26 protein-coding genes are annotated in these 26,996 nt (G+C 62.7%); 14 read left to right on the top strand and 12 right to left on the bottom strand.

Annotation, left to right across the window (positions count from 1 at the left end):
- Positions 1–118 precede the first annotated feature (118 nt).
- Complete coding sequence (locus IGW03_RS10215) at positions 119–529, bottom strand: response regulator (protein ID WP_194722449.1); 411 nt, start codon at positions 527–529, stop codon at positions 119–121.
- A 161-nt stretch (positions 530–690) separates the two neighbouring features.
- Between IGW03_RS10215 and IGW03_RS10210 the strand changes: the two genes are divergently transcribed.
- The gene (locus IGW03_RS10210; RefSeq protein ID WP_194722448.1) at positions 691–1,251 is read left to right on the top strand and encodes a glutathione peroxidase; all 561 of its coding nucleotides are present in this window, start codon (positions 691–693) and stop codon (positions 1,249–1,251) included.
- A gap of 167 nt (positions 1,252–1,418) precedes the next feature.
- Positions 1,419–1,871 (top strand): universal stress protein, encoded by a 453-nt coding sequence (locus IGW03_RS10205; RefSeq protein ID WP_194722447.1) that lies wholly within the window; start codon positions 1,419–1,421, stop codon positions 1,869–1,871.
- Between the two features lie 58 nt (positions 1,872–1,929).
- Here IGW03_RS10205 and IGW03_RS10200 read toward each other — a convergent pair whose 3' ends face one another.
- Together IGW03_RS10200 and IGW03_RS10195 are read right to left on the bottom strand one after the other, a co-directional pair.
- The gene (locus tag IGW03_RS10200) at positions 1,930–2,391 is read right to left on the bottom strand and encodes a cyanophycin metabolism-associated DUF1854 family protein (RefSeq protein ID WP_194722446.1); all 462 of its coding nucleotides are present in this window, start codon (positions 2,389–2,391) and stop codon (positions 1,930–1,932) included.
- A complete protein-coding gene (locus IGW03_RS10195) occupies positions 2,388–4,667 on the bottom strand; it encodes a cyanophycin metabolism-associated ABC transporter (RefSeq protein ID WP_194722445.1) in 2,280 nt (759 codons plus the stop codon). The genes IGW03_RS10200 and IGW03_RS10195 overlap by 4 nt, the downstream gene beginning before the upstream one ends.
- Positions 4,668–4,936: 269 nt before the next feature.
- Here IGW03_RS10195 and IGW03_RS10190 point away from each other — a divergent pair, with 269 nt between their 5' ends.
- Positions 4,937–7,102, top strand: coding sequence for a cyanophycin synthetase (locus tag IGW03_RS10190; protein WP_194722444.1), 2,166 nt, complete (start codon positions 4,937–4,939; stop codon positions 7,100–7,102).
- Between the two features lie 122 nt (positions 7,103–7,224).
- Positions 7,225–9,792: a cyanophycin synthetase gene (cphA, locus tag IGW03_RS10185; RefSeq protein WP_194722443.1), complete on the top strand. Its 2,568-nt coding sequence runs from the start codon at positions 7,225–7,227 to the stop codon at positions 9,790–9,792.
- 329 nt (positions 9,793–10,121) lie between these two features.
- On the opposite strand, the gene IGW03_RS10180 is transcribed toward cphA, so the two are convergent.
- The 3 genes from IGW03_RS10180 to IGW03_RS10170 form a co-directional block, all read right to left on the bottom strand.
- Entirely contained in the window at positions 10,122–11,276 is a 1,155-nt protein-coding gene (locus tag IGW03_RS10180; protein WP_194722442.1) for a PQQ-dependent sugar dehydrogenase, read from the bottom strand.
- A gap of 67 nt (positions 11,277–11,343) precedes the next feature.
- The gene (locus IGW03_RS10175) at positions 11,344–11,655 is read right to left on the bottom strand and encodes a hypothetical protein (RefSeq protein WP_194722441.1); all 312 of its coding nucleotides are present in this window, start codon (positions 11,653–11,655) and stop codon (positions 11,344–11,346) included.
- A gap of 30 nt (positions 11,656–11,685) precedes the next feature.
- Positions 11,686–12,198 (bottom strand): hemerythrin domain-containing protein, encoded by a 513-nt coding sequence (locus IGW03_RS10170; protein WP_194722440.1) that lies wholly within the window; start codon positions 12,196–12,198, stop codon positions 11,686–11,688.
- Positions 12,199–12,353: 155 nt separating this feature from the next.
- Between IGW03_RS10170 and IGW03_RS10165 the strand changes: the two genes are divergently transcribed.
- Positions 12,354–13,268, top strand: a complete 915-nt coding sequence (locus tag IGW03_RS10165; protein WP_194722439.1) for a DMT family transporter — start codon at positions 12,354–12,356, stop codon at positions 13,266–13,268.
- Between the two features lie 110 nt (positions 13,269–13,378).
- Positions 13,379–13,687, top strand: a complete 309-nt coding sequence (locus tag IGW03_RS10160; protein ID WP_194722438.1) for a YkvA family protein — start codon at positions 13,379–13,381, stop codon at positions 13,685–13,687.
- Positions 13,688–13,773: 86 nt separating this feature from the next.
- On the opposite strand, the gene IGW03_RS10155 is transcribed toward IGW03_RS10160, so the two are convergent.
- Complete coding sequence (locus tag IGW03_RS10155; protein ID WP_194722437.1) at positions 13,774–14,592, bottom strand: metal-dependent hydrolase; 819 nt, start codon at positions 14,590–14,592, stop codon at positions 13,774–13,776.
- 130 nt (positions 14,593–14,722) lie between these two features.
- Here IGW03_RS10155 and IGW03_RS10150 point away from each other — a divergent pair, with 130 nt between their 5' ends.
- Positions 14,723–15,337 (top strand): TetR/AcrR family transcriptional regulator, encoded by a 615-nt coding sequence (locus IGW03_RS10150; RefSeq protein ID WP_194722436.1) that lies wholly within the window; start codon positions 14,723–14,725, stop codon positions 15,335–15,337.
- Between the two features lie 38 nt (positions 15,338–15,375).
- On the top strand, positions 15,376–15,792 hold the full coding sequence (locus tag IGW03_RS39255) for a DUF1294 domain-containing protein (RefSeq protein WP_194722435.1): 417 nt from the start codon (positions 15,376–15,378) through the stop codon (positions 15,790–15,792).
- Here the strand turns inward: IGW03_RS39255 and ligD are convergent.
- Positions 15,770–17,335, bottom strand: coding sequence for a non-homologous end-joining DNA ligase (ligD, locus tag IGW03_RS10140; RefSeq protein ID WP_194722434.1), 1,566 nt, complete (start codon positions 17,333–17,335; stop codon positions 15,770–15,772). The two genes, IGW03_RS39255 and ligD, sit on opposite strands and share 23 nt — an antisense overlap.
- 234 nt (positions 17,336–17,569) lie before the next feature.
- Here ligD and IGW03_RS10135 point away from each other — a divergent pair, with 234 nt between their 5' ends.
- The 6 genes from IGW03_RS10135 to IGW03_RS10110 all read left to right on the top strand — a co-directional run bounded on the left by IGW03_RS10135 (position 17,570) and on the right by IGW03_RS10110 (position 24,335).
- Positions 17,570–18,535 carry a Tim44 domain-containing protein gene (locus IGW03_RS10135; RefSeq protein ID WP_194722433.1) on the top strand — a complete coding sequence of 322 codons (966 nt, stop codon included), beginning with the start codon at positions 17,570–17,572 and terminating at the stop codon, positions 18,533–18,535.
- A 410-nt stretch (positions 18,536–18,945) separates the two neighbouring features.
- Positions 18,946–20,025 carry a porin gene (locus IGW03_RS10130; RefSeq protein WP_194722432.1) on the top strand — a complete coding sequence of 360 codons (1,080 nt, stop codon included), beginning with the start codon at positions 18,946–18,948 and terminating at the stop codon, positions 20,023–20,025.
- Positions 20,026–20,131: 106 nt separating this feature from the next.
- Complete coding sequence (locus IGW03_RS10125) at positions 20,132–21,172, top strand: ABC transporter substrate-binding protein (RefSeq protein WP_194722431.1); 1,041 nt, start codon at positions 20,132–20,134, stop codon at positions 21,170–21,172.
- A gap of 254 nt (positions 21,173–21,426) precedes the next feature.
- Complete coding sequence (locus tag IGW03_RS10120; protein ID WP_194722430.1) at positions 21,427–22,212, top strand: ABC transporter ATP-binding protein; 786 nt, start codon at positions 21,427–21,429, stop codon at positions 22,210–22,212.
- Positions 22,213–22,273: 61 nt separating this feature from the next.
- Positions 22,274–23,029: an ABC transporter permease gene (locus IGW03_RS10115; RefSeq protein ID WP_194722429.1), complete on the top strand. Its 756-nt coding sequence runs from the start codon at positions 22,274–22,276 to the stop codon at positions 23,027–23,029.
- A 169-nt stretch (positions 23,030–23,198) separates the two neighbouring features.
- Positions 23,199–24,335, top strand: a complete 1,137-nt coding sequence (locus IGW03_RS10110; RefSeq protein WP_194722428.1) for a metallophosphoesterase — start codon at positions 23,199–23,201, stop codon at positions 24,333–24,335.
- A 23-nt stretch (positions 24,336–24,358) separates the two neighbouring features.
- Here the strand turns inward: IGW03_RS10110 and IGW03_RS10105 are convergent, their stop codons facing one another.
- Genes IGW03_RS10105 through IGW03_RS10090 form a run of 4 tightly spaced genes read right to left on the bottom strand, consistent with a single transcriptional unit; the run spans position 24,359 to position 26,905 of the window.
- Positions 24,359–24,790, bottom strand: a complete 432-nt coding sequence (locus tag IGW03_RS10105; RefSeq protein ID WP_194722427.1) for a GFA family protein — start codon at positions 24,788–24,790, stop codon at positions 24,359–24,361.
- Positions 24,791–24,799: 9 nt separating this feature from the next.
- Positions 24,800–25,087 carry an AzlD domain-containing protein gene (locus IGW03_RS10100; RefSeq protein ID WP_194722426.1) on the bottom strand — a complete coding sequence of 96 codons (288 nt, stop codon included), beginning with the start codon at positions 25,085–25,087 and terminating at the stop codon, positions 24,800–24,802.
- Positions 25,084–25,824 (bottom strand): AzlC family ABC transporter permease, encoded by a 741-nt coding sequence (locus IGW03_RS10095; protein WP_194722425.1) that lies wholly within the window; start codon positions 25,822–25,824, stop codon positions 25,084–25,086. Before IGW03_RS10095 ends, IGW03_RS10100 begins: the two co-directional genes overlap by 4 nt.
- Positions 25,814–26,905 (bottom strand): hypothetical protein, encoded by a 1,092-nt coding sequence (locus tag IGW03_RS10090; protein ID WP_194722424.1) that lies wholly within the window; start codon positions 26,903–26,905, stop codon positions 25,814–25,816. The genes IGW03_RS10095 and IGW03_RS10090 overlap by 11 nt, the downstream gene beginning before the upstream one ends.
- Positions 26,906–26,996: the final 91 nt, after the last annotated feature.

Genomic DNA, 26,996 nt, shown 5'->3' with positions numbered 1-26,996 from the left:
ATTGCTGGAGGGAATGGAAAATGCACATGAAGAATCGGGCGAAAGCCTCATTTCATGCGGGTTTGCGGGGAATTTGAAATAGCCGGGTGGGCGGTTACGTCTTGTTACCAGCTTGCGCTTACTCAGCGGGGTTGTTTGACGTGGCTGCTTGACGATGTTGCCGGGCAATCTTGATGATGGCGTTGCGGATGCTTGTCAGGACGGTAGCGCCGTTGAAAGGCTTGACGATGAATCCCTGCACGCCGCTTTCCATGGCCCGCTGCACGGTCGCTGCTTCCATCTTGCCCGACACGAGAAAGATCAAGGCTTTCGGCAAACTGCTGCGCAGGGTGTCGAGCCTGCCGAATCCCTCGTCGTCCGGCGTGCCGATATCGATGCACACCAGCTGCGGCTGCAGCTTGATCATCGCCGCCATCCCTGCCGCACTGGTATTGGCGTCGCCCACCACGTCATGTCCGCCGCTCGTCAGTACGCTGGTCAGCAGGTTGCGGGAGATTGCATTGGCATCGATGACGACAACTTTCAGCATCGGACAAAATCCTTATTGTGAACGGGACGGCTTTGCCTATCATGGAATAACTAGCCTCCAGTGTATGCGAGAAACTTTCCTTGTGGCATTTTCGTGTCTTTTTTCACATACAATGCCTCGACTTGCCGGACAATTGCCGAATATTCAATGAGGAGCCGACCATGGTCACACACCTGATTCTTTCGGGCCTGCTGCTTGCCGCAGCGGCGCCTGTGATGGCGCAGCCGGATGCGGCCTGTCCGGCGCTCCTGAACCAGCGCTTCAACCGGCTGCAGGACGATGCGCCCCAACAGCTCTGCAAGTATGCGGGGCAGGTGGTGCTGGTGGTGAATACGGCCAGCTATTGCGGCTATACCAGCCAGTACGAGGGACTGGAAAAACTCTACGCCAAATATCAGCCGCGCGGCCTCGTCGTGCTCGGCTTCCCGTCCAATGACTTCGGCGGCCAGGAGCCGGGCGACAGCAAGCAGATCGCCGATTTCTGCTTCAATACCTATGGCGTCAAGTTTCCGATGTTCGCCAAGAGCTCGGTCACCGGCAAGGAGGCCAATCCGCTGCATGCGGAACTGGCAAAGATCACGGGGACTTCACCCAAGTGGAATTTTCACAAGTACCTGATCGACCGCAGCGGCAAGGTGGTAGCCAACTACGGAAGCCGTGTGACGCCCGATGACAAGCAACTCGTATCCGACGTCGAAAAGGCGCTGGCGCAGAAAAATTAAAAAGCCGCCGTCGATCATTCATCATGCGCTGGCAGCGCACGCAGCCTGACATTGCGCAAAACCGATTGCCGAAGTCCACTTGCGCTGTATGATGAATCAGGGAGTCAAATTTTTAACATCGCGGCCAAGCGCGCGTACTTACACATTCACTTACCAAGGGGGCAAGCATGTATCAGAAAATACTGGTCGCCTATAACGGCACGCCGGAAAGCCGGCTCGCGCTGCAGGAATGCATACGGCTTGCGCCGGGGCCGGCCGCCCAGGTGCATCTGCTTGCGGTAGTATCGCCGACGCCGATCGTTCTGGCCGGGGAATTCGTAGCCGCGGTGCCGACCATGGACGAGGAACTCGCCGAACGCGATGCGATGGCGCAGGTGCTGGAGTCCGGCCGCAGGATGCTGGCCGAAGGCGGCCTGAGCGTGACGCCGCATCTCGAGGTCGGCGAGCCTGTGACCGTCATCGGCGACCTCGTCAACCGCCTATGCATCGAGCTGGTGATCGTCGGCCACTCGCGCCACAAGCCGTTCGCAATGCGGTGGTGGCGCGGCGCCATGGATGCGGTGCTGGTGGAGAAAATCCGCTGCAGCGTGCTGGTGGCCGCGGAAGCGAAGCAGATCTAGCAGATCCGGCAGCTTCACGTTCTTTGGATGACGTGAGACCGCTTCAAAGGCGCAAGGCTTAAAGGAAGCGGTCGAGGATCTTCTTGCTGGCCTTGTCCAGCGCCTGCGTGTCGCGGATCAGAAACTGCACGCCGTGGCTGTCGGCGATCAGCAGCGTCGATTCGGCCACGCGCCGGATGTCTTCCTCGCCCTTGAGCACGAAGCTGGCAAGGCCGCGGTCGGTTTCCACCTTCCAGGTGCTGGGCACGGCGAACGTCGACACTTCGACGATGCGCCTGATTTCCGGCAGGAACTCGCGGCTTTTCAATTCCTCTTCCAGAAGGGTCCGGGTCGCCTGCGGCAGGTCGGCCAGCCGCTCGATCCAGGCGAGCTCATGCCCGTCGGTGTCCACCAGCGCGATGCCGGTGTCGGGCGCGGCAATCGGAAAGGCGCGCACCGGCACCACGCCCACATGCGTGCCCTGCTCCGAGGCAAACACCAGCTTGCCGAAAGGATTGCGAGTCAGTGTGAAGTCGTTCATGCCATGTCCTCGCTCATTTCAACCAGTCCTTCGTTTTCGGCCTGGCGCTGCTGCGCCTGGTACAGCTTGAAGTAGGCGCCGCCGCGCGCCAGCAATTCCTCATGCTTGCCGACTTCGACGATCTGTCCCTTGTCGAGTACCACGAGGCGGTCCGCCTGGCGCAGCGTCGACAGGCGGTGCGCGATGGCGATGGTGGTGCGGCCGCGCACCAGGTTGTCGAGCGCCTTCTGGATTTCCTTCTCGGTGCTGGTATCGACCGAGGAGGTCGCTTCGTCGAGAATCAGCAGCTGCGGATCGATCAGCAGCGCGCGGGCGATGGAAATGCGCTGGCGCTCGCCGCCCGACAGCGTCTGGCCGCGTTCGCCGACCATGGAGTCGTAGCCGTGCGGCAGGCGCAGGATGAATTCATGCGCATTGGCCGCGCGCGCTGCGGCGATGATGTCTTCGCGCGTCGCGTTCGGCTTGCCGTAGGCGATGTTGTCGGCGATGGTGCCGAAGAACAGGAAGGGCTCCTGCAGCACCAGGCCGATGTGACGGCGGTACTCGGCCACCGGCAGCGAACGGATGTCGACGCCGTCGACCAGGATCGCGCCGTCCGAGACGTCATAGAAGCGGCAGATCAGGTTGACCAGCGTGCTCTTGCCCGAACCGCTGTGGCCGACCAGGCCAATCATCTCGCCCGGCTTGATCTGCAGATCGACGCCGCGCAGCACCGCACGGTTGCCGTAGCGGAAGCCGACATCCTTGATGTGGATGCTGCCCTCGATGCGCTGCAGGTGCACCGGGTTCTGCGATTCCGGCACGCTGGAGACATGGTCGAGGATGTCGAAGATGCGCTTGGCGCCGGCCGCCGCCTTCTGCGTGACCGACACGATGCGGCTCATGGAATCGAGTCGCGTGTAGAAGCGGCCGATATAGGCCAGGAAGGCGGTCAGCACGCCGACGGTGATCAGGCCCTTCGATACCTGCCAGATGCCGACCGCCCAGACGATCAGCAGCCCGATTTCGGTCAGGAAAGTGACGGTCGGGGAAAACAGCGACCATACCTTGTTGACGCGGTCGTTGATCTGCAGGTTGTGCTTGTTGGCTTCGCGGAAACGCGCCGCTTCGCGCTTTTCCTGGGCAAAGGCCTTGACCACGCGGATGCCGGGAATGGTGTCGGCCAGCACGTTGGTGACTTCGCCCCAGACCCGGTCGATCTTCTCGAAGCCGTGGCGCAGCTTGTCGCGCACCACATGAATCATCCAGGCGATGAAGGGCAGCGGCAGCAGTGTCACCAGCGCCAGCCAGGGATTGATCGACACCAGGATCACCGCCGTCATGCCGATCATCAGCACGTCGGTGGCGAAGTCGAGCAGGTGCAGCGACAGGAACACGCAGATGCGGTCGGTCTCCGAGCCGATGCGCGCCATCAGGTCGCCGGTGCGGCGGCCGCCGAAGTACTCGAGCGACAGCCGCAGCAGATGCTCGTAGGTCGAGGTGCGCAGGTCGGCGCCGATGCGTTCGCTCACCAGCGCCAGGATGTAGGTGCGCGCCCAGCCGAGCACCCAGGCCACCAGCGCCGCGCCGAACAGGCCGGACAGATAGAGCGCGACCAGATCGACATCAATGGACTGGCCGTTCTGATAGGGAATCAGCACGTTGTCCATGAGCGGCATCGACAGATAGGGCGGCACCAGCGTGGCCGCGGTCGACGCCAGCGTCAGCAGGAAGCCCAGCAGCAGCTGGCCCTTGTACGGCTTGGCGAAACGCCACAGGCGAAACAGTGTCCAAGTCGATGGCGGGGTATGAATTTCCCGCGTGCATATCGGGCAATCTTCCTGGTCTTCCGGCAAGGGCGCCTTGCAGCTCGGACAGACGGCCTGTTCCGGCTCCCTGTGAGCATGTCCGCTCAGCATCGCCTCGCGCTGCTGCTCGAAGTGCTTGATCAGCCGCAGCGCCTCGGGATTGTGGCCGAGGGTGTATCGCCAGGCGGAGAGCCGATGTTGACTGTCATGCAATTCCAGCGTGCCCACGCCGGCATGGTCATGGTGCGCCAATGCCAACTCGGCCCGGAACGGCCACTCCTGCCAGTCGGCATCCGCTCCTGACGCCGCCAGCAGGCGCCGGCTGGTCACGATGACAATGCCCGCGGCGAAGCGCAGGTTCAGGTCGAGATCGAGTTCAAGCGCGGCAATGACGGTTTCGCCGTCGCGCAGATGCGGATGCAGCTTTTGTTGCCATGCCGCCGGAAGCGGACTCTTGGCAGGCAGTGCCATGGGGGATGCTGTGTTCATTCAAGCTCTGAAAGGGCAAACAGGAGGTAATTTGTTTGCAGAATGTAAATTTGGCGTGCGGCCGGTGCACTGATGTGGCGCCAAGTATACCGAGAGGCGATAATGTTGTTTTGCAGGAGCGGATTCTGTCCGATAATTTTTTCGCGCTTTCAGTAAACTATCGTCCTTTTGATGCGTTATCCATACACCGGCCAACAAGAGACAGTTTAAAAGATCCTCGGAAACCAACGGCCCTTACTTGGCACTTATCCTTAAGCCTCTCGTATTAAATGAACAACAAAACCATTGAGATCATCAATGTGATGTCTCTGCGCGGCCCGAATATATGGACCTATCGTCCGGTGATCGAGGCATGGGTTGACATCGGCGACCTGGAAGATTCGCCTTCCAACACCATTCCCGGATTCTACGACCGCCTGACCGCCTGGCTGCCCGGCCTGATCGAGCATCGCTGCGGCATCGGCGAGCGCGGCGGTTTCCTGCAGCGCCTGCGCGACGGCACCTGGCCGGCGCACATCATGGAACACGTGATGATCGAGCTGCAGAATCTTGCCGGCGTGCAGACCGGTTTCGGCAAGGCGCGCGAGACGTCCAAACGCGGCGTCTACAAGCTCACCGTGCGTGCCCGCTACGAAGAGGTCAGCCGCGCCGCGCTGGTCGCCTCGCGCGACCTGGTCATGGCGGCCATCGAGGACAAGCCCTATGACGTCGAAGCCACCGTCAAGAGCCTGAGCGAGCTGGCCGAATCGGTTGCGCTGGGCCCCAGCACCGCCAATATCGTCGATGCCGCCGTCGACCGCGGCATTCCCTCGCTGCGCCTGAACGAAGGCAACCTGGTGCAGCTCGGCTACGGCAGCCGCTCGCGCCGCATCTGGACCGCGGAAACCGACCAGACCAGCGCAATCGCGGAAAGCATTTCGAGCGACAAGGACCTGACCAAGAGCCTGCTGTCGTCCTGCGGCGTGCCGATTCCGGAAGGCCGCCTGGTGGACAGCATCGAGGAAGCCTGGGATGCCGCGGAAGACATCGGCATTCCGGTCGTGGTCAAGCCTTCCGACGGCAACCATGGCCGCGGCGTGTCCACCGATCTCAATACCCGCGAGGAAGTCGAGTCCGCCTACAGGCTGGCCGAGCAGGAAGGCAGCGGCGTGATCGTCGAGCGTTTCATCCGCGGCAACGAACACCGCCTGCTGGTGGTCGGCGGCAAGATGGTGGCCGCCGCCAAGGGCGAGCTGGCGACCGTCGTCGGCGACGGCGTATCGAATGTGACCGAGCTGATCAATTCCCAGATCAATACCGATCCGCGCCGCGGCGAAAACGAGGAATTCCCCCTCAACCTGATTACCTACGAGGAAGACCCGACCGTGCTGCTGGTGCTCGAGCGCCAGGGGCTCGGCCCCGACTCGGTGCCGCCGGCCGGCAAGACGGTGCTGATCCAGCGCCACGGCAACGTCGCCTTCGACATCACCGATGAAGTGCATCCGCGCGTCGCGGCAGCCGCAGCCCTGGCCGCGCGCATCGTCGGCCTCGACATCGCCGGCGTGGACCTCGTGGCCGAAGACATCTCCCGTCCGCTGGAAGAACAGGGCGGCGCCATCGTCGAGGTCAATGCCGGCCCCGGCCTGCTGATGCACCTGAAGCCGGCCAGCGGCAAGCCGCGTCCCGTCGGTAGCGCCATCGTCAACCACCTGTTCCCCGAGCAGGAAAACGGCCGCATTCCCATCGTCGGCGTCACCGGCAGCCGCGGCAAGACCATGGTGTCGCGCCTGATCGGCAGCCTGATGCGCCTGCACGGCCTCAATGTCGCGGTCGCCGGCAGCGACGGCCTCTACCTCGGCCAGCGCCGCATGGACAAGGGCGACTGCGCCAACTGGAAGTCTGCGCAGCGCGTGCTGATGAACCGCGCGGTCGATGCCGCCGTACTCGAAGCCGGCTACCGCTCCATCCTCACCGAAGGCATCGCCTATGACCGCTGCCAGGTCGGCGTGGTCACCAATATCGATCCCGAAGCCAGCCTGCCGGAGCTGTACATCGACGATGCGGACCAGATGTTCAAGGTCGCCCGCACCCAGGTCGACATCGTGCTGCCGGAAGGCGTCGCGGTGCTCAACGGCGCCGATTCGCGCGTTGCCGAGATGGCTGAGCTGTGCGACGGCGGCGTGATCTTCTTCAGCATGTCGCCCGACAACGATGTCGTCGCCCAGCATCGCGCGCAGGGCGGACGCGCGGTCTTCGTGCGCGGCGGCCAGATCGTGCTGGCCAACGGCGCGCATGAAACGCCGCTGCTGAAGATCGCCGGTCTCGGCATCAAGAATCTCGACCGGCGCGGCTACGTGGTGGAAAACATCCTGGCCGCGGTCGGCGCCGGATGGGCGCTGGGCATCGCGTCGGATGTGATTCTGGCCGGCGTGGAAACCTTCGACTACAACGGCTGAAGCGGCTAAGTACTGCAGTACCTATCATCCGCGCCGTATCGCTGCGGCGCGGCGCATAACGAGAAAAGCAGGAAATGCCCGGCCGCAATGCTGCGGGGTCCGGGCAAGCAAGGAACATACTGATGGAAATTTCGCGACTCCGCGCACTGCGCGGGCCTAACTTGTGGAGCCGGCATACGTCGATCGAAGCAGTCGTATCGTGCGACGAGACCGAGCGCAATATCGCCGGGCTGCCGAATTTCGAACCGCAGCTGCGCGCGCGCTTCCCCGAACTCAAGTTCCAGGAACCCGCCGATCCCGGGCATCCGCTGTCGATGGCGCATGCGCTCGAAGCCGCCGCCCTCTGCCTGCAGGCCCAGGCCGGCTGCCCGGTCACCTTCAGCCGGGCGGTGCAGACGGTCGAGACGGGCACTTACCAGGTCATCGTCGAATACACCGAGGAAGACGTCGGTCGCCTCGCCTTCGAACTGGCCGAGGAACTCTGCCGCAGCGCGGTGGAAGACAAGCCCTTCGACCTCGACGGCGCACTGGCCCGCCTGCGCGAACTCGATGAAGACATCCGGCTCGGCCCCAGCACAGGTTCCATCGTGCAGGCCGCAGTGGCCCGCGGCATTCCCTACCGCCGCCTGACCGAGGGCAGCATGGTGCAGTTCGGCTGGGGCAGCCGCCAGCGCCGCATCCAGGCCGCCGAAACCAGCCGCACCAGCGCAATCGCCGAATCCATCGCCCAGGACAAGGAGCTGACCAAGATGCTGCTGCATGCGGCCGGCGTTCCCGTGCCCAACGGCCGCTCGGTCACCGACGCGGAAGATGCCTGGAAGGCCGCCTGCGAGATCGACGGTCCGGTCGTGGTCAAGCCGCGCGACGGCAACCAGGGCAAGGGCGTGGCAGTCAACATCCGCACCCGCGAGGAAGTGCTGGCTGCCTTCGATGTCGCGTATGCGATCAGCACCGACGTCATCGTCGAGCGCTACATCACCGGCCACGACTTCCGCCTGCTGGTGGTCGGCGACCAGCTGGTCGCCGCCGCGCGCCGCGCGCCGCCGCAGGTCACCGGCGACGGCAAGCACACCATCGGCCAGCTGATCGAGCAGGTCAACAAGGACCCGCGCCGCGGCGACGGCCATGCCACTTCGCTGACCAAGATCCGCGTCGACGACATCGCCCGCGCCACGCTCGCCAAGCAGGGTTACACCACCGACAGCGTGCCTCCCAACGGCCAGCTCATCGTGCTGCGCAACAATGCCAACCTGTCGACCGGCGGCACCGCCACCGACGTCACCGAAGATGTGCATCCCGACATGGCGGCGCGCGCCGTCGAAGCGGCGCAGATGGTCGGCCTCGACATCTGCGGCGTCGACGTGGTCTGCGAAACCGTGATCAAGCCGCTGGAAGATCAGGGCGGCGGCATCGTCGAAGTCAATGCCGCGCCCGGCCTGCGCATGCACCTGCAGCCGTCGTTCGGCAAGGGCCGCCCGGTCGGCGAGGCGATCATCTCCACGATGTTCAAAGGAGACGACGACGGCCGCATTCCGGTGGTAGCGGTGGCCGGCACCAACGGCAAGACCACGACCGTGAAGCTGACCGCGCATATCCTCGCCGAAAACAAGTACCGCGTCGGCATGACCGGCACCGACGGTGTCTACATCGGCGACCAGCGTATCGATACCGGCGACTGCAGCGGCCCGCGCAGCGCCCGCAACGTGCTGATGCACCCCGACGTCGATGCGGCCGTGTTCGAAACCGCCCGCGGCGGCGTGCTGCGCGAAGGCCTCGGCTTCGACCGCTGCAATGTCGCGGTCGTCACCAACATCGGCGCCGGCGACCACCTCGGCCTGAATTTCATCACCACGGTCGAAGACCTGGCGGTCGTCAAGCGCGTGATCGTGCAGAACGTGGCGCCGAACGGCATGGCCGTGCTCAATGCCGTCGACCCGATGGTGGCGGGCATGGCCGCCGTCTGCCCGGGCTCGGTGACCTACTTCGCCAAGGACGTGCATCATCCGATCATGACCACGCACCGCGCGCAGGGCCGCCGCGTGGTCTATGTCGACGGCAATGCGATCGTCGCCGCAGAAGGCAAGCGCATCCACCGCATTCCGCTGGCCAATATCCCGCTGACCCGCAACGGCACCATCGGCTTCCAGGTCGACAATGCGATGGCTTCCATCGGCGCGGCCTGGGGACTGGGGCTGGACTGGAAGGTGATCGAAGCCGGTCTGAAGTCATTCGTCAGCGATGCGCAGAGCGCGCCCGGACGCTTCAACCTGTTCTCCTACAACGGCGCAACGCTGATCGCCGATTACGGCCATAATCCGGATGCGATCCAGGCGCTGGTCAATGCGATCGAGAGCATGCCGGCCAAGCGCCGTTCGGTGGTCATCAGCGGCGCGGGCGACCGGCGCGACATCGACATCGTCCGCCAGACCGAAATCCTCGGCGACGCCTTCGACAGCGTGATTCTTTACGAAGACCAGTGCCAGCGCGGCCGCGAGGACGGAGAAGTCATTGCGCTGCTGCGCCAGGGGTTGGCCAATGCAAAACGCACCAAGGCAGTCCAGGAACTGCGCGGTGAATTTGTTGCCATCGATGCGGCGCTCAAGGACTTGTCGGAAGGCGATTTGTGCCTGATCCTGATCGACCAGGTCGACGAAGCGCTGGCTTATATCGGCGAGCGCGCCACGAAGTAAAACCTTGACCTGCGGCGTGCCGGGGTACGCCGCAGGCAAGTGCCGAGCCTAAGCGGGGCAGCAGAGGCTGTGTCACGCGTCGTGTCTTTCTCCCTTCTCCCGCAGGCGGGCGTAGGCAGGGTTTCGCAAACCACAGGTTTGCGCTGCTGAAGCCGACATGGCTTGCAAGCCATGTCGTGGGGCGCGCAGCGAGGGGCGGAGATAACGGGGATAGCGAAACCTTCTGCTGGCTTGGCAACCGCCCTCACCCCAACCCTCTCCCGCCTGCGGGAGAGGGGGGGCGAAATAAAAATGCGCTGAGGTCTCGTCAAAAAGTACTGCGTACTTGCTTAAGTACCCGGGCGCAGCCTGATCAGCTGGCCGTCATCATGATCTGTCAGCAGGTAGAGCAGGCCGTCCGGCCCTTCCCGCACATCCCGGATGCGCTGCTTCAGGTCCTGCAGCAGCTTTTCTTCCTTCACCACCTTGTCGCCTTTTACTTCCAGCCGCGCCAGGTATTGGAACTTCAGCGCGCCGACGAACAGGTTGCCCTGCCAGTCCTTGCCGTAGCGGTCGCTGCGCAGGAAGGTCATGCCTGAAGGTGCAATCGAAGGGTTCCAGTAATAGACCGGTTGCTCCATGCCTTCCTTCTCGGTCAGGCCTTCCCCGATCTTGCCGCCGCCGTAGTCGAGGCCCCAGGAAATCACCGGCCAGCCGTAGTTCTTGCCGGCCTGCGGAATATTGACTTCATCGCCGCCCTGAGCGGCATGTTCATGCGTCCAGAGCTTGCCGTCGGGAGCGAGGGTCGCGCCCTGAGAATTGCGGTGGCCGTAGCTCCAGATCTCGGGCAGCGCACCCGACTTGCCGACGAAGGGATTGTCCTTCGGCACCGTGCCGTCCTTGTTGATGCGCACGACCTTGCCGTGATGATTGTCCAGCGTCTGCGCATCAGCCTTGCGCTGGTAGCGATCGCCCAGCGTCAGAAACAGCTTGCCGTCCCTGGTTTCGACGATGCGGCAGCCGAAGTGCGCGTTGCTGCTGAATTTGGGTTTCTGGCTGAACAGCACCTTGACCTGTTCCAGGCGCGTCGCATCGGTCGACAATTTCGCCGACGCCAGCGCGGTGGAATTGCCGGAGCCGCGCTGCGCCGGCTCGGAGAAGCAGAAGTAGACCGTGCGGTTGCGGGTGAAATCGCTGTCGACCTGCACATCCAGCAGACCGCCCTGGCCGCCCGCATCGATCTTCGGCAGGCCGGCAAGAGGAGCGCCGAGCTTGCCGTCGGCCTGCACCACGCGCATGCGTCCCGGGCGCTCGGTGACCAGCATGCGGCCGTCGTCGATGAAGGCCAGTCCCCACGGATGCTCGAGACCGCGCGCAACGACTTCGGTCTGCAGCTTCGGTGACTGCGCCAGGCTGGCAGCGACGGCGGTCAGGCCGGTGATGCCGGTCAACAGCAGCAGGCCGGCGCGAAGCGGCGCCGGCCGGGCCGGGTTTGCTTTTTTCATGAATTCCCCTTGTGAGCAAGAACGCCGGAGCGGCATGCCGGCAGCGGGGCAATGCACTCCTGGGCGTTTATTTCGCATCTTTGTCTTGCGACTTCTCGGCATTCTTCTTGTCGATGTCCGGAGTCGCATCGTCGATTTTCGGGTCGACGCGCCGCGGCGGTGCGGTCACCATGGCATCGGAAGCCGTCTTCGGCGGCACCACGACGATACCGGAATTCGACGGCGCCTTCATTGATTTGTCCGGCATGCTTTTCATGCCGGGATCGGACGGCGTCCTGATCGACGGATCGGATTTGCCGCCGGTCTGCGCATGGGAAACGCCGAGGCAGCCAAGTGCTGCGAATACGGCGGCCAGTGCGGCAATCGGATGTCGGATCATGGTCATCTCCTTGGCTGCCGGCGAGGCCGGTCAGGGCAGCGGCGCAGCCGAAGCGGTCTCATCCTTGACCTCGGTGCGCGGCTTGCCCTGCATGGCCAGTTCTTCCTGCCGCGCCAGCATCTGGCCGCCGAGTTCCTTGCGCTGATCTTCGCCGATGATCTTCAGCACCGCGGGGAACAGCTTTTCCTCTTCTTCCTCGTGGTGATGTTCGGTCTGCTCCTTGAGCACCTTGAACTTCGCTTCGAAAGCCTTGTCCGCCGGATCCATCTCGAGCAGATCGGCCAGCAGGCGCTTCAGCGACAGGTGCTCTTCCAAGGACTCCAGCAGATCGTCTTCGGTACGGGCGCGATGCACCGCCGGGTAAAAGATTTCCTCCTCCGACTTGATATGCATGGTGAGCTTGTCCGCTGCTGCGGCGAACAGGGATTTCCTTTGCGCATCGTCTGACTCCTTCACCTGCTTCAGCATGGCTTCCATCTCCCTGTGCTGGGCGGTCAGCATTTCTACGGCATCGGTTGCATTATTGCTTGTTTGATCGCTCATGGCCTTATGCTCCGGTATGTTTAACTGACAAGCTTAGAGAAACTGCAAGGGCACAGGTTCAGGATGCTTGGCATAAACCTGATGCCACGCAAAAAGGCGACCGACATGAAAAAGTTGCCGCGCTTAAAATAAGCGTTTGCTTTGCTATGAGGATCATGATGGCCGACCGCAAACCGCTCGATGCCTTCGCCGTTACCGTGATGCTGACGCTCTGCGTGCTGTGGGGACTGCAGCAGGTGGCCGTCAAGCTCGCCGCGCCGCACATGGGACCGATCATGCAGATCGGCCTGCGCTCGGTGGTCGCTGCGGCGCTGGTCTATCTGCTGGTCGCCGTTCGCGGCGGCAAGATGTCGTTCCGCGACGGAACGCTGGCTCCCGGACTGGCCGCCGGCGTGCTGTTCGCGCTTGAATTCCTTTGCGTGGCAGTCGGCCTGCAGTACACGACGGCTTCGCACATCTCGGTATTCCTCTATACCGCACCCATCTTCACCGTACTCGGCCTGCACTGGTCGATCGCCGGGGAGCGGCTGGGCAAAGTGCAATGGGCAGGCATTTTTGCAGCCTTCGCAGGCATTGCCTTGGCATTTTCAAACGGCTTTGCGGTGCAGGGGCGCGACTGGGCCGACATGCTGATCGGCGATGCATTGGGCGTGCTGGGCGGCATACTCTGGGCGGCGACTACGGTGCTGATCCGGCGCTCCACACTGTCCGAAGCGCCGCCCGCGACCACTCTGTTCTACCAGCTCGGCGTATGCGGACTGATTCTCGTGGTGATCGCCGCCGCAGCAGGCCAGGGACACGGCATCGAGATGACCGGCATTGCCTGGGGCAGCCTGGTTTTCCAGGCGGTGATCGTTGCCTTTCTCAGTTACCTGGTGTGGTTTTGGATGCTGCGCAATTACCTAGCTTCGCGGCTGTCGGTGTTTTCCTTCCTTACGCCACTGTTCGGCGTTGCGTTCGGCGTACTGCTGCTGCACGATCCTCTTGATCCCCGCTTTGTCGCAGGCGCTGCGCTGGTCATGCTCGGCGTGGTGATGGTCAATGTCTCGCCGCGCCGGAAACATGCCTGATAAATGCAGTGCATTGGCCTGCATGAAAGTTTCTATGGCACTTTCCGCCCATGTTGCAGCCTAAGTCTGCTGGCACGATGATGTGCTTAGCCTATTGATGGAGTGTTGCCATGTTCTTACGTTTGGGTCGCCTGTTCCGTACCGTTGGCCGTGAAATTCTGGTGTTGTGGTACGCATGCCGCAATCCTGCAACACCCGCAGTGTTTAAGTTCGCTGCACTGCTGCTCGGACTCTACGTGCTTAGCCCGATCGACATCCTGCCCGACTGGCTCGCATTGCTTGGCCTGACCGATGACGTGGCGTTGCTGGCCCTGGGCGTTCCCGCGTTGCTGCGCATGATGCCTGCGCATGTGGTGCAGCAGGCGCAAGCTGCAGCAGATGGCTTGATGTCGCGCTCCCGCGCCGGTTCGCGCGGCTGATACCGCAAGTATACGATTCGCAAAGCAACAGGTCCTGATGCGGCGCCATGCCGCTCAGGACCTGTTGTCGTTTCAGGGAGATAATTTCATGCGCCGACCGGCGTGAATTCGCGGACATTGTCTTCCAGCCAGCGCTGCGACAAGTCGCTTTCCTGCTGGCTCGGGTGAAAGTCGCGGCGCAGATAATCCTTCCACGGCTTGTAGCTTTGCCGGATCAGGCCGCGCTTGCCGAACAGGTATTCACCGGCGCTCTTCCAGGTGCTCCATTTCCACAAGGTGCCGTCGCGCCGCAGGTTGTTGACGGTCTGGCGCATCGTGTCGCCGAGGAAGATCAGCGTCACGCGGCGGAACCAGATGATTCTCCATGCATGCGAGCCGCCGAGCGCCTGGTACAGGTCGAACGCCGTGCTCTTGTGTTCGGACTCTTCCGCACTGTGCCACAGCCACATGGTCTTGAGGCGCGCCTCGCTGCCGTCGAGCCAGTCATGATTGCGCAGCATCCATTCCGCGAAGATCGCGGTGAAATGTTCATTGGCCGCGGTAATCGCCAGCCAATGCCGGGGATCGGCCCCTTCCAGCAGTTTCAGCCGCTTCAATGCGCGCGGCGCCCATGCATTGACCAGACCCTGCTTTTCCAGATGCCCGTTGAACAAGGCATGGATGCGGCGGTGCGTAGCTTCCTGCCCGACGAAGCCCTGCACTTCGCGCTTGAAGCTTTCCTGGCGGTCGGCCGGCAGCGCCTTGAATCCGTTGCGCACCGAGTCGATGAAGAACTGTTCGCCCACAGGGAAGCTCATCGACAAGGCATTGAACAGGGCGGTGCGGAAGGCATCGCCGCCGCACCAGTGACGGGCGAAGGGCGTTTCCAGATCGATCAGCAAGCGGCGCACGACGAGTTCGGTCATCAGCAGGCTCCAGCAAAAAGTTAACTAGGTACCAAAATGTACCGTTACCATCATGGTGGAACAGGAGTTTGGTACTGTCAAGTACCGATTCTTCAAATCAGGCACCTCCTCAGCGTAAAAGAAAAATCAGATGGTTTTTGCATTGAAAGAACAGCAACGAGAACCGCAAGGCAGTCCGCCGACGCACCGCCATCGCCTGCTCGAGGGCATGGCGCAGGCCGTGGCGGTCAAGGGCTATGCGGCCACCACCATTGCCGATATCGTGCGCGAAGCCGCCGTATCGCGCCGTACCTTTTATGAGTACTTCAGCACCAAGGGAGACTGCCTGGTCGCCCTGTACACCGCCGCCAGCCACAATGCACTGGACGTGCTGCGCAACGCCATCGATCCGGCGCGCGACTGGCATGAACAGGTGGAAAGTGCGATGCAGGCCTATTTCGACTGCCTCGCGCAGAATCCGGTCCTGATGCGCACGCTGTTCATTGAAATCCTCGGTCTGGGTGCAGGCGGACTGGCTGCCCGCCGGCGGGTCAATGAGGAGATTGCCGCCTTCATGCTCAAGGTCATCAACGAGCATGCCTCCGCACCGCGCCGCCGTACGCCCTTGTCCGCTGAAATGGCGATGGCCGTGGTCGGCGGCATCAATGAACTGATTCTCCAGGCAATCGAGCAGGACCGCGTCGCCGACCTGTGCAAGCTGACCGTTCCCGCCATCGAACTCGTTCACGCGGTCACCCGGGAATGAGCCGTCTCGAACGCCAATAGCCAGTCCAAAAACGCCTCTTGAAACAAGCTGCCACCAGAACACGACGCAGGCCTGCCGATCCGGCACGCCGGGAAGGCAAGGCTCCCTTGCTGTTCGCCGCGCTGTTCATCGTCTGTCTTGCCGGTGCGGCATGGTTCGCCTATCTTCCGCCGGTGGTGCCGGCGGCCTACGGCATCTTCAGCATCAGCGCTTTTGCCGTGTATGCAATCGACAAGTCGGCGGCGCGCCACGGCCGCTGGCGCACGCCGGAAAAAACCCTGCATCTGCTGGCGCTGATTGGCGGCTGGCCCGGCGCATTGCTGGCGCAGAGGACCCTGCGCCACAAGTCGCAGAAACCCGCCTTCCAGACGGTTTTCCTGCTGACCGTGCTGGCCAACTGTGCACTGCTGGGCTGGTATGCCTATGCGAGTTTCATGCTGCCCGCGTCTTCCTGATGCCCAGCCTGTCCTTCATCGCCGCGGTCAGGTTCTGGCGCGTGCCGAAATAGTCCTGCCAGGGGTCGCTCTTCAACGTGTCCAGCCTTGCCGGCAATGTGCGTATCGTCCATTCGGCCGCGCCGCCGATACTGTCCAGTTCATCCCAGCCTATCGGCACGGCGACGCCCAGCCCCGGCCGCGCGCGCAGGGAATAGAGCGCAACCGTGCTGGCATGGCGCCGGTTGCGCATGTAGTCGATGAAGATCTTGCGCACGCGGTTCTGCTCGCCCATCTTTGCGCTGAATAGCTCGGGCTGCGTGCTCGCCAGCTGCTCGGCGACCGCCTGCGAAAATGCGGTCACGTCATCCCAGGCATGGCGGCGCGACAGCGGCACCACAATATGCAACCCCTTGCCGCCGCTGGTTTTCAGAAAGCTGGCCAAGCCGAGCTCGTCGAGCAGCGCTTTGACCAGTCGTGCTCCTTCCGCGACCCTGGCCCAAGGCAGGCCCGGATCGGGGTCGAGATCGAAGACCATGCAGTCCGGCCGGTCGATGCGGTCGGCAGCCGCATTGCAGGCATGCAGTTCGACCGTGCCCATCTGGGCGGCACCGACCAGCGCGTGTGCGTCCTCGATCGCCATCAGCGGACCATGGCCGGGGTCGAGCGAAGGATCGAGCTTGCGGATGCCGGCAATCGCCAGCCTGTTAATGTGCTTCTGGAAGAAATGCTCTCCCGCGATACCTTCCGGGCAGCGCAGCAGGTACACCGGGCGCTTGCGCAGAAACGGGAGCAGGCAAGGTGCAACGCGCTGGTAGTAGCGGGCGACGTCGAGCTTGGTAGCTCCGCTTTCCGTATCCATGACGCGGTCGGGATGGGTGATGTCGACATCCTCGATGCGCTCCCGCCGCTTTTCCTCTTTCCGCGGGGAAGCCTTGCGGGTTCTGGCTGCCGGTGCCGGTTTGCTGCGGGCAGGGGTTTCATGCGGGGCATGCCGCCGGCTGTTGCCGGAGCGGACATCCTGCAACACGCTGTCAGGCAGCGCCTCGGTGATGTCGTATTCCTGCGCCGAACGCGCAACGCCGTCCCTTTCCTTGATCAGCAGCCATTGCTCCTTGCCGCCGCTGCCGCCGAGACGGGTACGCACCAGCGTCCAGCCGCCCTGCAGCTTCTCGCCGTCCAGGCGAAACTTCAGCTTGCCCGCTTCATAGTCCCGCTGCGGATCGCCTTGCGGCTCCCAATGGCCGATATCCCAGACCTCGACCCGGCCTGCGCCGTACTGCCGCTCCGGTATGTCACCTTCGAAATCGATATAGCCGAGAGGATGGTCTTCCACGTGCACCGCGAGGCGCTTGTCGGCGGGATCAAGGCTGGGACCTTTCGGTATGGCCCAGCTTTTCAACGTGCCGCCGATCTCGAGCCGGAAATCGTAATGCAGGCGTCGTGCATCATGTTTCTGCACCACGAATCGCAAGCGTTCCCCCGGCATGGCAATTTCACCTGCCGGCTCCGGCGTGAGGCGGAAATTACGCTTGGCATGGTAGGCGGAAAGTTTATCGGGCATGGCTTCCTCGGATGGCTAGGGCTGACCGTGTTGTCTTGCAATGTTAATGGTTCGACATCTCCTGATATGTCGAGTTCGACCGACCGTTCAAGGCATAAGTATCAGTTTTTATCGAAGAAAAAATCAAGATTAATTCGCTTTTTCTAATTTCTGACCTTGCGTAACATGGCATGCGTTGTGAAGGGTGTGGAAATGCCTCCGCCTCTCGCACAATGACTAACTTCTGGAGGAAACATGAAAAAGTTCTTGGCCACAGTGATGATTGCTGTGAGCGCGCTGTCGATGGTGGTGTCCGAAGCCCAGGCCAAGCGTCTCGGCAGCGGCAACTCCGTCGGCAAGCAGTCTTCGCAGCCATACAGCCGTCAGTCCACAACTCCCGCGCAGAACCAGGCGCCGGCCGCATCGCAGGCCGCCGCGCCTGCAGCCGCCGGCTCCGCCGCTGCCGCGGCAGCCAAACCGTCCAGCCCGTGGAAGGGCATCCTGGGCGGCGCCCTGCTCGGTCTGGGTCTTGGCGCACTGCTCTCGCACTTCGGTCTAGGCGGCGCACTCGCCAGCGCAATCAGCACCATGCTGATGATCGCCCTGCTGGCCGGCGCGGCGTTCTTCATCTACCGCATGGTGACACGCAACAAGCGCAACGGCGCGGCGCAGGCGCACGGCGGCATGCAGCCTGCCTACGCGGGCGCGGCTTCCGACAACGGCATGGCACGCACGGCCACGCCTGAAATCGGTTCGCGCATCGAGCCCGCGCAGCCTTCGGCACTGCAGTCGCCGGTGAGCTCGGCCTCGGCGTTCTCGGCGGTGAACGATGCGCCGCAGGGAAGCATTCCTGCCGACTTCGATACGGCCGGTTTCCTGCGCCATGCGAAGACCTACTTCATCCGCCTGCAGGCGGCATGGGACAAGGGCGACGCCAACGACCTGCGCGAATTCACTTCGCCCGAGATGTACGCGGAGCTGAAGATGCAGCTGCAGGAACGCGGCGCATCGGCCAACCACACCGACGTGGTCTCGCTCAATGCCGAGCTGCTGGGCATTGAAGACGCAGGCAGCGATCACCTGGCCAGCGTGAAGTTCAGCGGCATGATCCGCGAGTCGGAGAACGTGCCGGCCGAACCCTTCACCGAGATCTGGAACCTGTCCAAGCCGAGGGCCGGCGAGGGCGGTTGGGTACTGGCAGGCATTCAGCAAGTAGCATAACGAGGCGCATGATGCGCTTCGCCTGAAGCGCATCGCGTCTCTTCAAGAGAAGAGGAAAGGGCCGGGAAACCGGCCCTTTTTTCATCCGTATCAAGCCGCAGCGGATAGCGCATCAAAGCCGCGCCGGCCCAAGCGCTGTTTTGGTGCGCGTCTGCATCGTCGTTTTCAAGCTTGCACCAGAATCAGGCGCGGCCTGCTCCCTTACCTCATTTTGTGTACAAAAAAAGCGTACTAAAAACGTGCCCAAAGCAGGCACGAGATTTGCTGTCCGGAAAGGATGTCGTCGTCAGCACTGCCCGCAATCATGCGCGGCGCGCTGCCACGTCGCTGTTTATCGCGCTGCAGAGATAGAGACGGCGCAACAGATAAAACAGACAAAACAGACAATCATCCATCATCGAAGGACAGAAATGAAAAAAGCGCAAGTAGCAATGGGACTGATCGCATGCATGACCGCCGGAGGCGCCCTTGCCCAAAGCAATGTCACGGTCGGCGGGCTGGTCGACAGCTTCGCAGGATCGCTGAAATACAGCGGCGACGCCGGCCGCCGCGCGGTGGTCGGAAGCGGCGGCATGACGACTTCCTGGTTCGGTTTCAAGGGCGTGGAAGACTTGGGCGGCGGCCTGCGCGCCGAATTTGCGCTCACCGGTTTCTACCGCGCCGACACCGGCGAAAGCGGACGCTTCGGCGGCGACAACCTGTTCTCGCGCGACGCCAATGTCGGCATCGCCGGCGGCTTCGGCAAGATCCAGCTGGGACGCGGCCTGGCGCCCAACTTCCTGCCCACCGTGCTGTTCAATCCCTTTGGCGATTCCTTCAACTTCTCGCCGCTGGTGGTACACATGAACGTGCCGTCCGGCGCTTTCGGCGCGCGCACCTGGACAGCTTCCAACGCCGGCGATACCGGCTGGAGCAACCAGATCATCTATACCACGCCGAAGCTGGGCGGCCTGACCGCCAACGTGCACTACCAGTTCGGCGAGGTCGCAGGTTCCACCGGCCGCAACAACATCGGCATCAATGCGCTGTACTTCAGCGGTCCGTTCGCCGCGACGGCCTTCTACCATGACGTGCAGATCGCCAATCCGAATCCGGGCGCGATCATCGACACCACCGCGCCGATCGCCGCGATCAACCGGCAGAAAGCCTACTTCGTCGGCGCCAGCTACAACTTCGAAGTGGTCAAGCTGTTCGCCACCTACCAGCGCAACAAGAACGACACGGCGACCGCCGCCGAGCTGACCGACAAGGTCTACAGCGTCGGCGCCAGCGCCCCGGTCGGACCGGGTGCCGTGCTGTTCAGCTATGCACGTACCGACCGCTCCGGCTCGCTGATCGGCGGTGCCGAGCGCGAGCGCGACACCTTCTCGATCGGCTACGACTATCCGTTCTCCAAGCGCACCGATCTCTACACCGTGGCGATGAACGACAAGATCACCGGCGCCTCGCGCGCGACGAGCTACGGCATCGGCCTGCGCCACAAGTTCTAATTTCTATCCAGGTGCAATGCGGCGCGCACGGCTCTTGCATGCGCGCCCCTCATGACGTCGCCGTGGTGCGGCAGTCGCGCACAAAAACGCACAGAAAGGAATCCACATGCGTTCATCACGCCCATCCCTCATTTCGCGCTGGGCAGCCGGCCTGCTGGCCGGTGCGCTGGCCTTGCCCGCACTGGCCCAGGAAACCAAGGTCAAATTCCAGCTCGACTGGCGCTTCGAAGGGCCGGCCGCGCTGTTCCTGGTCGCCAAATCGAAGGGCTACTTCGCACAGGAAAAGCTGGACGTGACCATCGACGCCGGCAACGGCTCCGGCAATGCCGTCAACCGCGTCGCCTCCGGTTCCTACGACATGGGCTTCGCAGATCTCGCGGCGCTCATGGAGTTCACCGCCAACAACCCGACCGCGCCGAGCAAGCCGGTCGGCGTGATGATGGTCTACAACGACACCCCGGCCGCCGTGCTCGCGCTGAAGAAATCCGGCATCAAGTCGCCCGCCGACCTGACGGGCAAGAAGCTGGGCGCGCCGGTATTCGACGCCGGCCGCCGCGCTTTTCCCATTTTTGCCAAGGCCAACCAGCTCGACGCCGCCAAGGCCAACTGGATCAGCATGGACCCGCCGCTGCGCGAAACCATGCTGGTGCGCGGCGATGTCGACGCCATCACCGGCTTCACCTTCACCTCGCTGCTCAACCTGAACGCGCGCGGCATCAAGGACGAGGACGTGGTCGTCATGCCTCTGCCGCAATACGGCGTCAAGCTGTACGGCAATGCCATCATTGCCTCCGACGCATTCGTCAAGCAGAAACCGGAAGCGATCAAGGGCTTCCTGCGCGCCTTCGCCAAGGCGGCCAAGGATGTGATGGCCAATCCGGAAGAGGCGATCAAGAGCGTGAAGGAACGCGACGGCCTGATCGACGAGAAGCTGGAGCTGCGCCGCCTCAAGCTCGCCATCGGGAGTTCGATCGCGACCGCCAATGCGAAGGCGGAGGGTTTCGGCCAGGTTTCCGCACCGCGCATGTCGCTGATGGCGTCGCAGGTATCGGATGCGTACAACACCAAGACGCGCGTCGATCCGAATGCGATCTGGAATGCTTCGTTCCTGCCGAATAAGTCCGAGCTGAATGTCTTTCCGAAGTAAGAGTATTGATCTACGTATCCTGGAGTCTTGACTCAGGAAGAACCCCTCTCCCGCAGGCGGGAGAGGGGCAGGGGTGAGGGCGGTTGCAAAACCGCAGTAGGTCTTGCCATACTCCCTCATCCCCAACCCTTCTCCCGCTTGCGGGAGAAGGGAGCCGGTCACATCGGCGAAATGTTTAAAGGTTTTTATTAGTCAAAAACCTCACCCGCCCCCGCAATGAAGCGCGGGCGTTTTCACGAATACACAAGCCAACCATGTCCGCCACTTTTGTCGATTTCAACCATGTCTTCCTCGCCTATGACGGCTCATCCGAGTTCGCGGTGGAGGACATCAACCTGCAGACGCGGCAGGGTGAATTCATTGCCATCGTCGGCCCTTCCGGCTGCGGCAAGTCCACCTTCATGAAACTGGCTACCGGCCTGAAGCCGCCGACCCGCGGAAAGGTCGCCATCGACGGCGCACCGGTGACCGGCCCACTCAAGATCGTCGGCATGGCTTTCCAGGCGCCGACGCTGCTGCCCTGGCGCACCACGCTGGACAATGTGCTGCTGCCGCTGGAAATCGTCGAGCCCTACCGCAGCAACTTCAAGCGAGACAAGGCCAAGTACGTCGAGCGCGCGCTGGCGCTGCTCAAGACCGTCGGCCTCGACGGCTATGCCGACAAGTTTCCCTGGCAGCTGTCGGGCGGCATGCAGCAGCGCGCATCGATCTGCCGGGCGCTGATCCACGAGCCGAAGATGCTGCTGCTCGACGAACCCTTCGGCGCACTCGACGCCTTTACCCGCGAGGAGCTGTGGTGCGTGCTGCGCGATTTGTGGACCGAGCGCAGGTTCAATGTCATTCTCGTCACCCACGACCTGCGCGAAGCCGCCTTCCTCGCCGACACGATCTACGTGATGAGCAAGCGCCCCGGCCGCATCGTCGCGCGCAAGGAAAATCCGCTGCCGCAGCCGCGCGATCTCGAGATCACCTATACCGAGCCGTTTTCCGAGCTGGTGCACGAGCTGCGCACCCATATCGGCCGCGTGCGCAGCTCGTAAGCTCGCAATCATCGGTCTGCCTCGCAGGTACAACGCAATATTGCAATACGAGTAAACATCCATGACTTCCAAATCCATCAAGACCTTCGCCCCCTGGATACTGCTGATCGCCATCCTGATTCTCTGGCAGGTCATCTGCAGCGCCTTCTCGGTGTCCGAGTTCATCTTTCCCAGTCCGTATGCCATCGGCCAGTCGATGGTCGAATTCGCCGGCCCGATCGCCGGCCATGCGCTGAGCACCTTCTGGGTCACCATGGCCGGCTTTGCGATCGCGGTGGTGGTCGGCGTCGTGCTCGGCTTCGTCATCGGTTCCTCGCCGGTGATGTACGCCGCCTTCTATCCGCTGATGACCGCCTTCAACGCGCTGCCCAAGGCGGCCTTCGTGCCCATCCTCGTGGTCTGGTTCGGCATCGGCGCCGGTCCCGCGATCCTCACCGCCTTCCTGATCTCTTTCTTCCCCATCATGGTCAATATCGCTACCGGCCTGGCGACGCTGGAGCCGGAACTGGAAGACGTGCTGCGGGTCCTCGGCGCCAAGCGCATGGATGTGCTGCTGAAAGTCGGCCTGCCGCGCTCGATGCCGTATTTCTTCGCCTCGCTCAAGGTGGCAATCACGCTGGCCTTCGTCGGCTCGACGGTGTCGGAAATGAATGCCGCCAACGAGGGCATCGGCTACCTGCTGGTGTCGGCCGGTTCCTCAATGAAGATGCCGCTGGCCTTCGCCGGACTGGTCGTGATCGGCGCCATGGCGATGGCCATGTATGAACTGTTTGCCATCATCGAAAAGCGCACGACCGCCTGGGCGCACCGCGGATAACGCAGGGCAATGTGCCGTCAAGGAGAGACGCCCGTTCTTTCCTCAAGTTGTTTTGCTGCCATTGAAGCGGCAGCTTTGATCCCAAGATAGGAAGACACTCTGCAGCCGGACTCGGACGGGCCGGCTGCGGCCCCGTTTCCGATTTCTTGACATCAACTGCTCAGCCACCATGCGCATACGCGGTTCCACACTCTTCGTGCTGGCCTTGCTCGGCCTGCTGCACTTCTACATCGGCTGGCGCATCCTGCCGGTGCTCCCGGTTGCCATCGGCTGGAAGGCGCTCGGCGCCGCATGGCTGGCAGTGTCCTGGTTCCTGATTCCCGCCAGCATGATGGCCCATGCCATCACCAACCGCGAAAAGGCCGATCACCTGTCCTGGGCGGGCATGCTGGCGCTCGGCCTGTTTTCCTCGCTGTTCGTCTCGACCCTGCTGCGCGACATCCTGCTGGCCGCGCTGGGCATGCTCGGCTTGTACAGCGCGGACGCGGTGCTGTGGTCGGCGGCCGCGGCGCCCGCGCTTGCCGGCATGGCAACGCTGATCGGCTTCTTCAATGCCCGCCGCGTTGCGCGCGTGGTGCAGGTGGATGTGCCGATCGCCGGATTGCCCCTTGAACTGGACGGCTTCACCATCGCGCAGATCAGCGATATCCACGTCGGTCCCACCATCAAGCGCGGCTATCTTGATGCCATCGTCGATCGCGTCAATGCGCTCAAGCCCGACGTGGTGGCCGTCACCGGCGACCTGGTGGACGGCAGCGTGCGCCATCTCGCGCCGCATACCGCGCCGCTGGCGCGCCTGCAGGGCAAACATGGCGCCTACTTTGTCACCGGCAACCACGAGTACTACTCCAACGCCCATGCCTGGATCGAGGAAGTACGCCGGCTCGGCTTGAAGGTACTGATGAACGAACATGTCGTACTGCCGCACGGCGGCGCTTTCCTGCTGCTGGCGGGCGTCACCGATTACACCGCGCATCACTTCGACCCTTCGCACCGCAGCGACCCGCATGCGGCGATCGCGGGCGCGCCAAGCGATGTCGGCGTCAAGGTCCTGCTCGCGCATCAGCCGCGCACGTCCACGGCAGCGGCGGATGCCGGATTCGACCTGCAGCTGTCTGGCCACACGCACGGCGGCCAGTTCTTCCCCTGGAATTTCTTCGTGCCGATGCAGCAGCCGTATGTCGCCGGCCTGAAGCGGCTGCGCAACATGTGGGTGTATGTGAGCCGCGGCACCGGCTACTGGGGACCGCCGAAGCGCTTCGGCGCGCCGTCGGAAATCACCCGGGTGCGTCTGACGCGGGCTTGAGTTCGGATCCGGGCGCTTTATGTTCAGTCGGCGTCGATGATTACGTTGCCGAACCACATCTGCCGCCAGCGCTCCATCTTTTCTTCCACTGACAGCATCTTCGGCGACACCCTAGCCGGATCGCCGAAGGCGGCCATCTCGTCGAGCGTCCGGCTGTTGAGCGTGCCGCGCAGGCGGCCATCGATGCGGCAGACCATGCTCGCCAGCACGCCGCATCTTCCGCAGAAAAGACATTCCGCATTGCCGCTGCCCTGGCGATAACGCCTGAGGCTGTCGTGCCCCTCCGCCCGGATGACCAGGCGGCCTTCCGCATCGGACAGGTAGGCTGCGCCATGCCTGGTGCAGAACGAGCAGTCGCAGGCGCGCGGACGATAGCGGCTTGCGTCATTGCACAAGGCGGCTTCGACGGAAATGGCGCCGCAGCCGCATCCGCCGCGATAGGTGAACAATGACATGAAGTGTGGTCAGCCGCGCAGAAGATGTGCGGAAAGGATGAAGGCCGCCGACGACAGCAGGATGTTCAGCAGCAGGTTCTGGCGCAGCAGGGCGATGATCACCAGGAAAGCCAGCGCCGCGGGTATCGTTTCCTTCAGCGCTTCGGAAAAGAAGCAGTACACGAACATGTTGATGAATACCGCGATCGAAATGATCTCGATGGCGCGCGGCGGGATATCGATGCGCGTTCCGACCAGCGAAGGAAAGACGCGCACGATCAGGCTGATCAGCAGCAGCAAGGCAATGCCTTCCATCATGGCATGACTCCATGGTTTTCATTGCTTCTCTCCTCGCCCCAGCGGCACAGGTAGAGGATCAGGCAGACGCCGACTATGCCGGGAATCCAGAACGCATCCTTGCCGAGGAAATGGATCGTGGCGGCGGAAAATGCGGCGCAGGCCGACATCAGCACCAGCTTGGCGGCAAGTCCAAGCTGCAGGTTGCCGGCAATCGCGCCGTCGATGCGCTTGACGGCGAGAATTGCGAGAATGGCCGTGGCCGGAAACAGCAGGTACTGCGAGAATGAACCTATCCATGCAGCGGGAATGAGCCGGCCCGCCACCACGCCGCATACCGTCGACAGCACCCAGCTGGCATAGATGATAGCCCTCACCGTGGCCCGCAGTTCCAGGCGGCCGTAACGGGGCTCGATGGCGAACGATTCGTCGCTGATGAAATGCGACAGCACCAGGCGCAGCAGCCGCCTGCCGTTGTCGGCCGCATTCCATGCGGCGAGCGACATCGGCACGTAGCGGATATTGAGCATCAGGATCACGAAGAACATCGACAGCAGGCTGGCCTGCTCGTTGGCCAGTTTCAGGTAGAAGAACTGTCCGCTGGCCGAGAAACCGAACATGCTCAGCAGCAGCACGTCGCTCCAGCTCCAGTGATTCTGCTGGGCGACCACGCCGAACAGCACGCCGATCGGGAACAGGCCCAGCGCCACCGCCGCGGCCTGCATCAGCAGCTTGCGGTTGATAGTCTCAGGCTGCATGGCAACCGCATCCGAGCTCGCGTTCGCGGCGCATCCTGGGCTGCGCTTCTCCGAAGATGATGTCATTGCGATGGTTGTGGATCACGGTTCCCGGCGTAATGATGTCGAGGTGGTACTGGGTATAAGGCGTCAGGCCCAGGCCCCAATGCATGGCGCCGTTGCGCCCGCCGTAGACTTCATTCATCGCATGGTTGCCGCGCCGTATCTGCAAGCCGCAGTTGACCGCAAAACCGATTTCCCAGATGACGCTGTAGCGGGAATCGACTTCGAACATCGCTTCGAGCATCTTCCGCGCAGGCAGGGCGCCGGGATGCGTTTCCCGCAGCGCGGTGATCTGTCCCTTGTTCACGTCCGCGATCAGCGCATGTTCATGAATGGCGTCGAGCGCTTCGAAGATGCGCTGCTGGTCGCTGCGCAGGTACGACGGCGTGCCGTTGTGGAGCACGCACTGGCCCTGCAGGGCCAGCCTGCCGTTGATATCCAGCCTCAGGTCTTCATTGAATTGCTGGATGTCCAGGGGAAGCACGCTGATTTCCCCGGCCGGCGCAATCTGCTGTTCGCCCCAGTCGATGTAGCCGGTCTGTTCATTCCACAGATAGCTGTCGTCCAGATGACGGAAAACGGCTTCGGTATCGTGCTGGCTGTTCCGGAACAGGAAATGCTCGCTCGCCTCGCCTTCCTCGAAGAAGCGGTCGGTTCTGCGCTTCTGGTCTTCCGGATCGGTGTCCTCCTCCATCGTCTTGATGAAGTAGGCGATCGTATCGATCGATGTCGGCGTGGAATTGCAGGCCATGACCATCAGCTTGCGATGCGGGCCGAGCAGCTCGGGGCGGGGCGACTGGAAGAATACGTCCGGCGCAATCACCAGGATATGAGAGCGCTCGGGAATCACCGACGATGCGAGCAGGACTTGAAAGTCTTCCATGCTGCCGATGATGTTGACTTCACGCGATGCATAGGCATCGTCTCCGGCGATGACGATATGCGATGCGATGGAGGCCGAGGTCACTACGCGGAAATGCAGGCCCTTCGTGTCGCCGAACTGTCGCAGGCGGCCGGGATTCAATTTGATCTCGCTCATGGTCTCGTGTGGTGAGAGGTCTTCGTGAAGATTGGGTCCGGACTATGCGGACTGCCGCGTCCTTCCGGAGAAGGGCGGCGAACCGCCTTCC

It is taken from the genome of Noviherbaspirillum malthae (assembly GCF_015352985.1).
GTDB classification, from domain to species: Bacteria; Pseudomonadota; Gammaproteobacteria; order Burkholderiales; family Burkholderiaceae_D; genus Noviherbaspirillum; species Noviherbaspirillum malthae.
This window is presented reverse-complemented; position numbering and strand designations above follow the sequence as displayed.

Coding starts and splice junctions, on each gene's coding strand:
- IGW03_RS10175 (WP_194722441.1), bottom strand. CDS start 11,655: ATGATCCGACATCCGATTGCCGCACTGGCCGCCGTATTCGCAGCACTT.
- IGW03_RS10150 (WP_194722436.1), top strand. CDS start 14,723: ATGGTTTTTGCATTGAAAGAACAGCAACGAGAACCGCAAGGCAGTCCG.
- IGW03_RS10200 (WP_194722446.1), bottom strand. CDS start 2,391: ATGAACGACTTCACACTGACTCGCAATCCTTTCGGCAAGCTGGTGTTT.
- IGW03_RS10165 (WP_194722439.1), top strand. CDS start 12,354: ATGATGGCCGACCGCAAACCGCTCGATGCCTTCGCCGTTACCGTGATG.
- IGW03_RS10215 (WP_194722449.1), bottom strand. CDS start 529: ATGCTGAAAGTTGTCGTCATCGATGCCAATGCAATCTCCCGCAACCTG.
- IGW03_RS10095 (WP_194722425.1), bottom strand. CDS start 25,824: ATGCAGCCTGAGACTATCAACCGCAAGCTGCTGATGCAGGCCGCGGCG.
- IGW03_RS10125 (WP_194722431.1), top strand. CDS start 20,132: ATGCGTTCATCACGCCCATCCCTCATTTCGCGCTGGGCAGCCGGCCTG.
- IGW03_RS10115 (WP_194722429.1), top strand. CDS start 22,274: ATGACTTCCAAATCCATCAAGACCTTCGCCCCCTGGATACTGCTGATC.
- IGW03_RS10105 (WP_194722427.1), bottom strand. CDS start 24,790: ATGTCATTGTTCACCTATCGCGGCGGATGCGGCTGCGGCGCCATTTCC.
- IGW03_RS10170 (WP_194722440.1), bottom strand. CDS start 12,198: ATGAGCGATCAAACAAGCAATAATGCAACCGATGCCGTAGAAATGCTG.
- IGW03_RS10120 (WP_194722430.1), top strand. CDS start 21,427: ATGTCCGCCACTTTTGTCGATTTCAACCATGTCTTCCTCGCCTATGAC.
- IGW03_RS10190 (WP_194722444.1), top strand. CDS start 4,937: ATGAACAACAAAACCATTGAGATCATCAATGTGATGTCTCTGCGCGGC.
- IGW03_RS10090 (WP_194722424.1), bottom strand. CDS start 26,905: ATGAGCGAGATCAAATTGAATCCCGGCCGCCTGCGACAGTTCGGCGAC.
- ligD (WP_194722434.1), bottom strand. CDS start 17,335: ATGCCCGATAAACTTTCCGCCTACCATGCCAAGCGTAATTTCCGCCTC.
- IGW03_RS10160 (WP_194722438.1), top strand. CDS start 13,379: ATGTTCTTACGTTTGGGTCGCCTGTTCCGTACCGTTGGCCGTGAAATT.
- IGW03_RS10135 (WP_194722433.1), top strand. CDS start 17,570: ATGAAAAAGTTCTTGGCCACAGTGATGATTGCTGTGAGCGCGCTGTCG.
- IGW03_RS10210 (WP_194722448.1), top strand. CDS start 691: ATGGTCACACACCTGATTCTTTCGGGCCTGCTGCTTGCCGCAGCGGCG.
- IGW03_RS10110 (WP_194722428.1), top strand. CDS start 23,199: ATGCGCATACGCGGTTCCACACTCTTCGTGCTGGCCTTGCTCGGCCTG.
- IGW03_RS10195 (WP_194722445.1), bottom strand. CDS start 4,667: ATGAACACAGCATCCCCCATGGCACTGCCTGCCAAGAGTCCGCTTCCG.
- IGW03_RS10155 (WP_194722437.1), bottom strand. CDS start 14,592: ATGACCGAACTCGTCGTGCGCCGCTTGCTGATCGATCTGGAAACGCCC.
- cphA (WP_194722443.1), top strand. CDS start 7,225: ATGGAAATTTCGCGACTCCGCGCACTGCGCGGGCCTAACTTGTGGAGC.
- IGW03_RS10180 (WP_194722442.1), bottom strand. CDS start 11,276: ATGAAAAAAGCAAACCCGGCCCGGCCGGCGCCGCTTCGCGCCGGCCTG.
- IGW03_RS10100 (WP_194722426.1), bottom strand. CDS start 25,087: ATGATGGAAGGCATTGCCTTGCTGCTGCTGATCAGCCTGATCGTGCGC.
- IGW03_RS10130 (WP_194722432.1), top strand. CDS start 18,946: ATGAAAAAAGCGCAAGTAGCAATGGGACTGATCGCATGCATGACCGCC.
- IGW03_RS10205 (WP_194722447.1), top strand. CDS start 1,419: ATGTATCAGAAAATACTGGTCGCCTATAACGGCACGCCGGAAAGCCGG.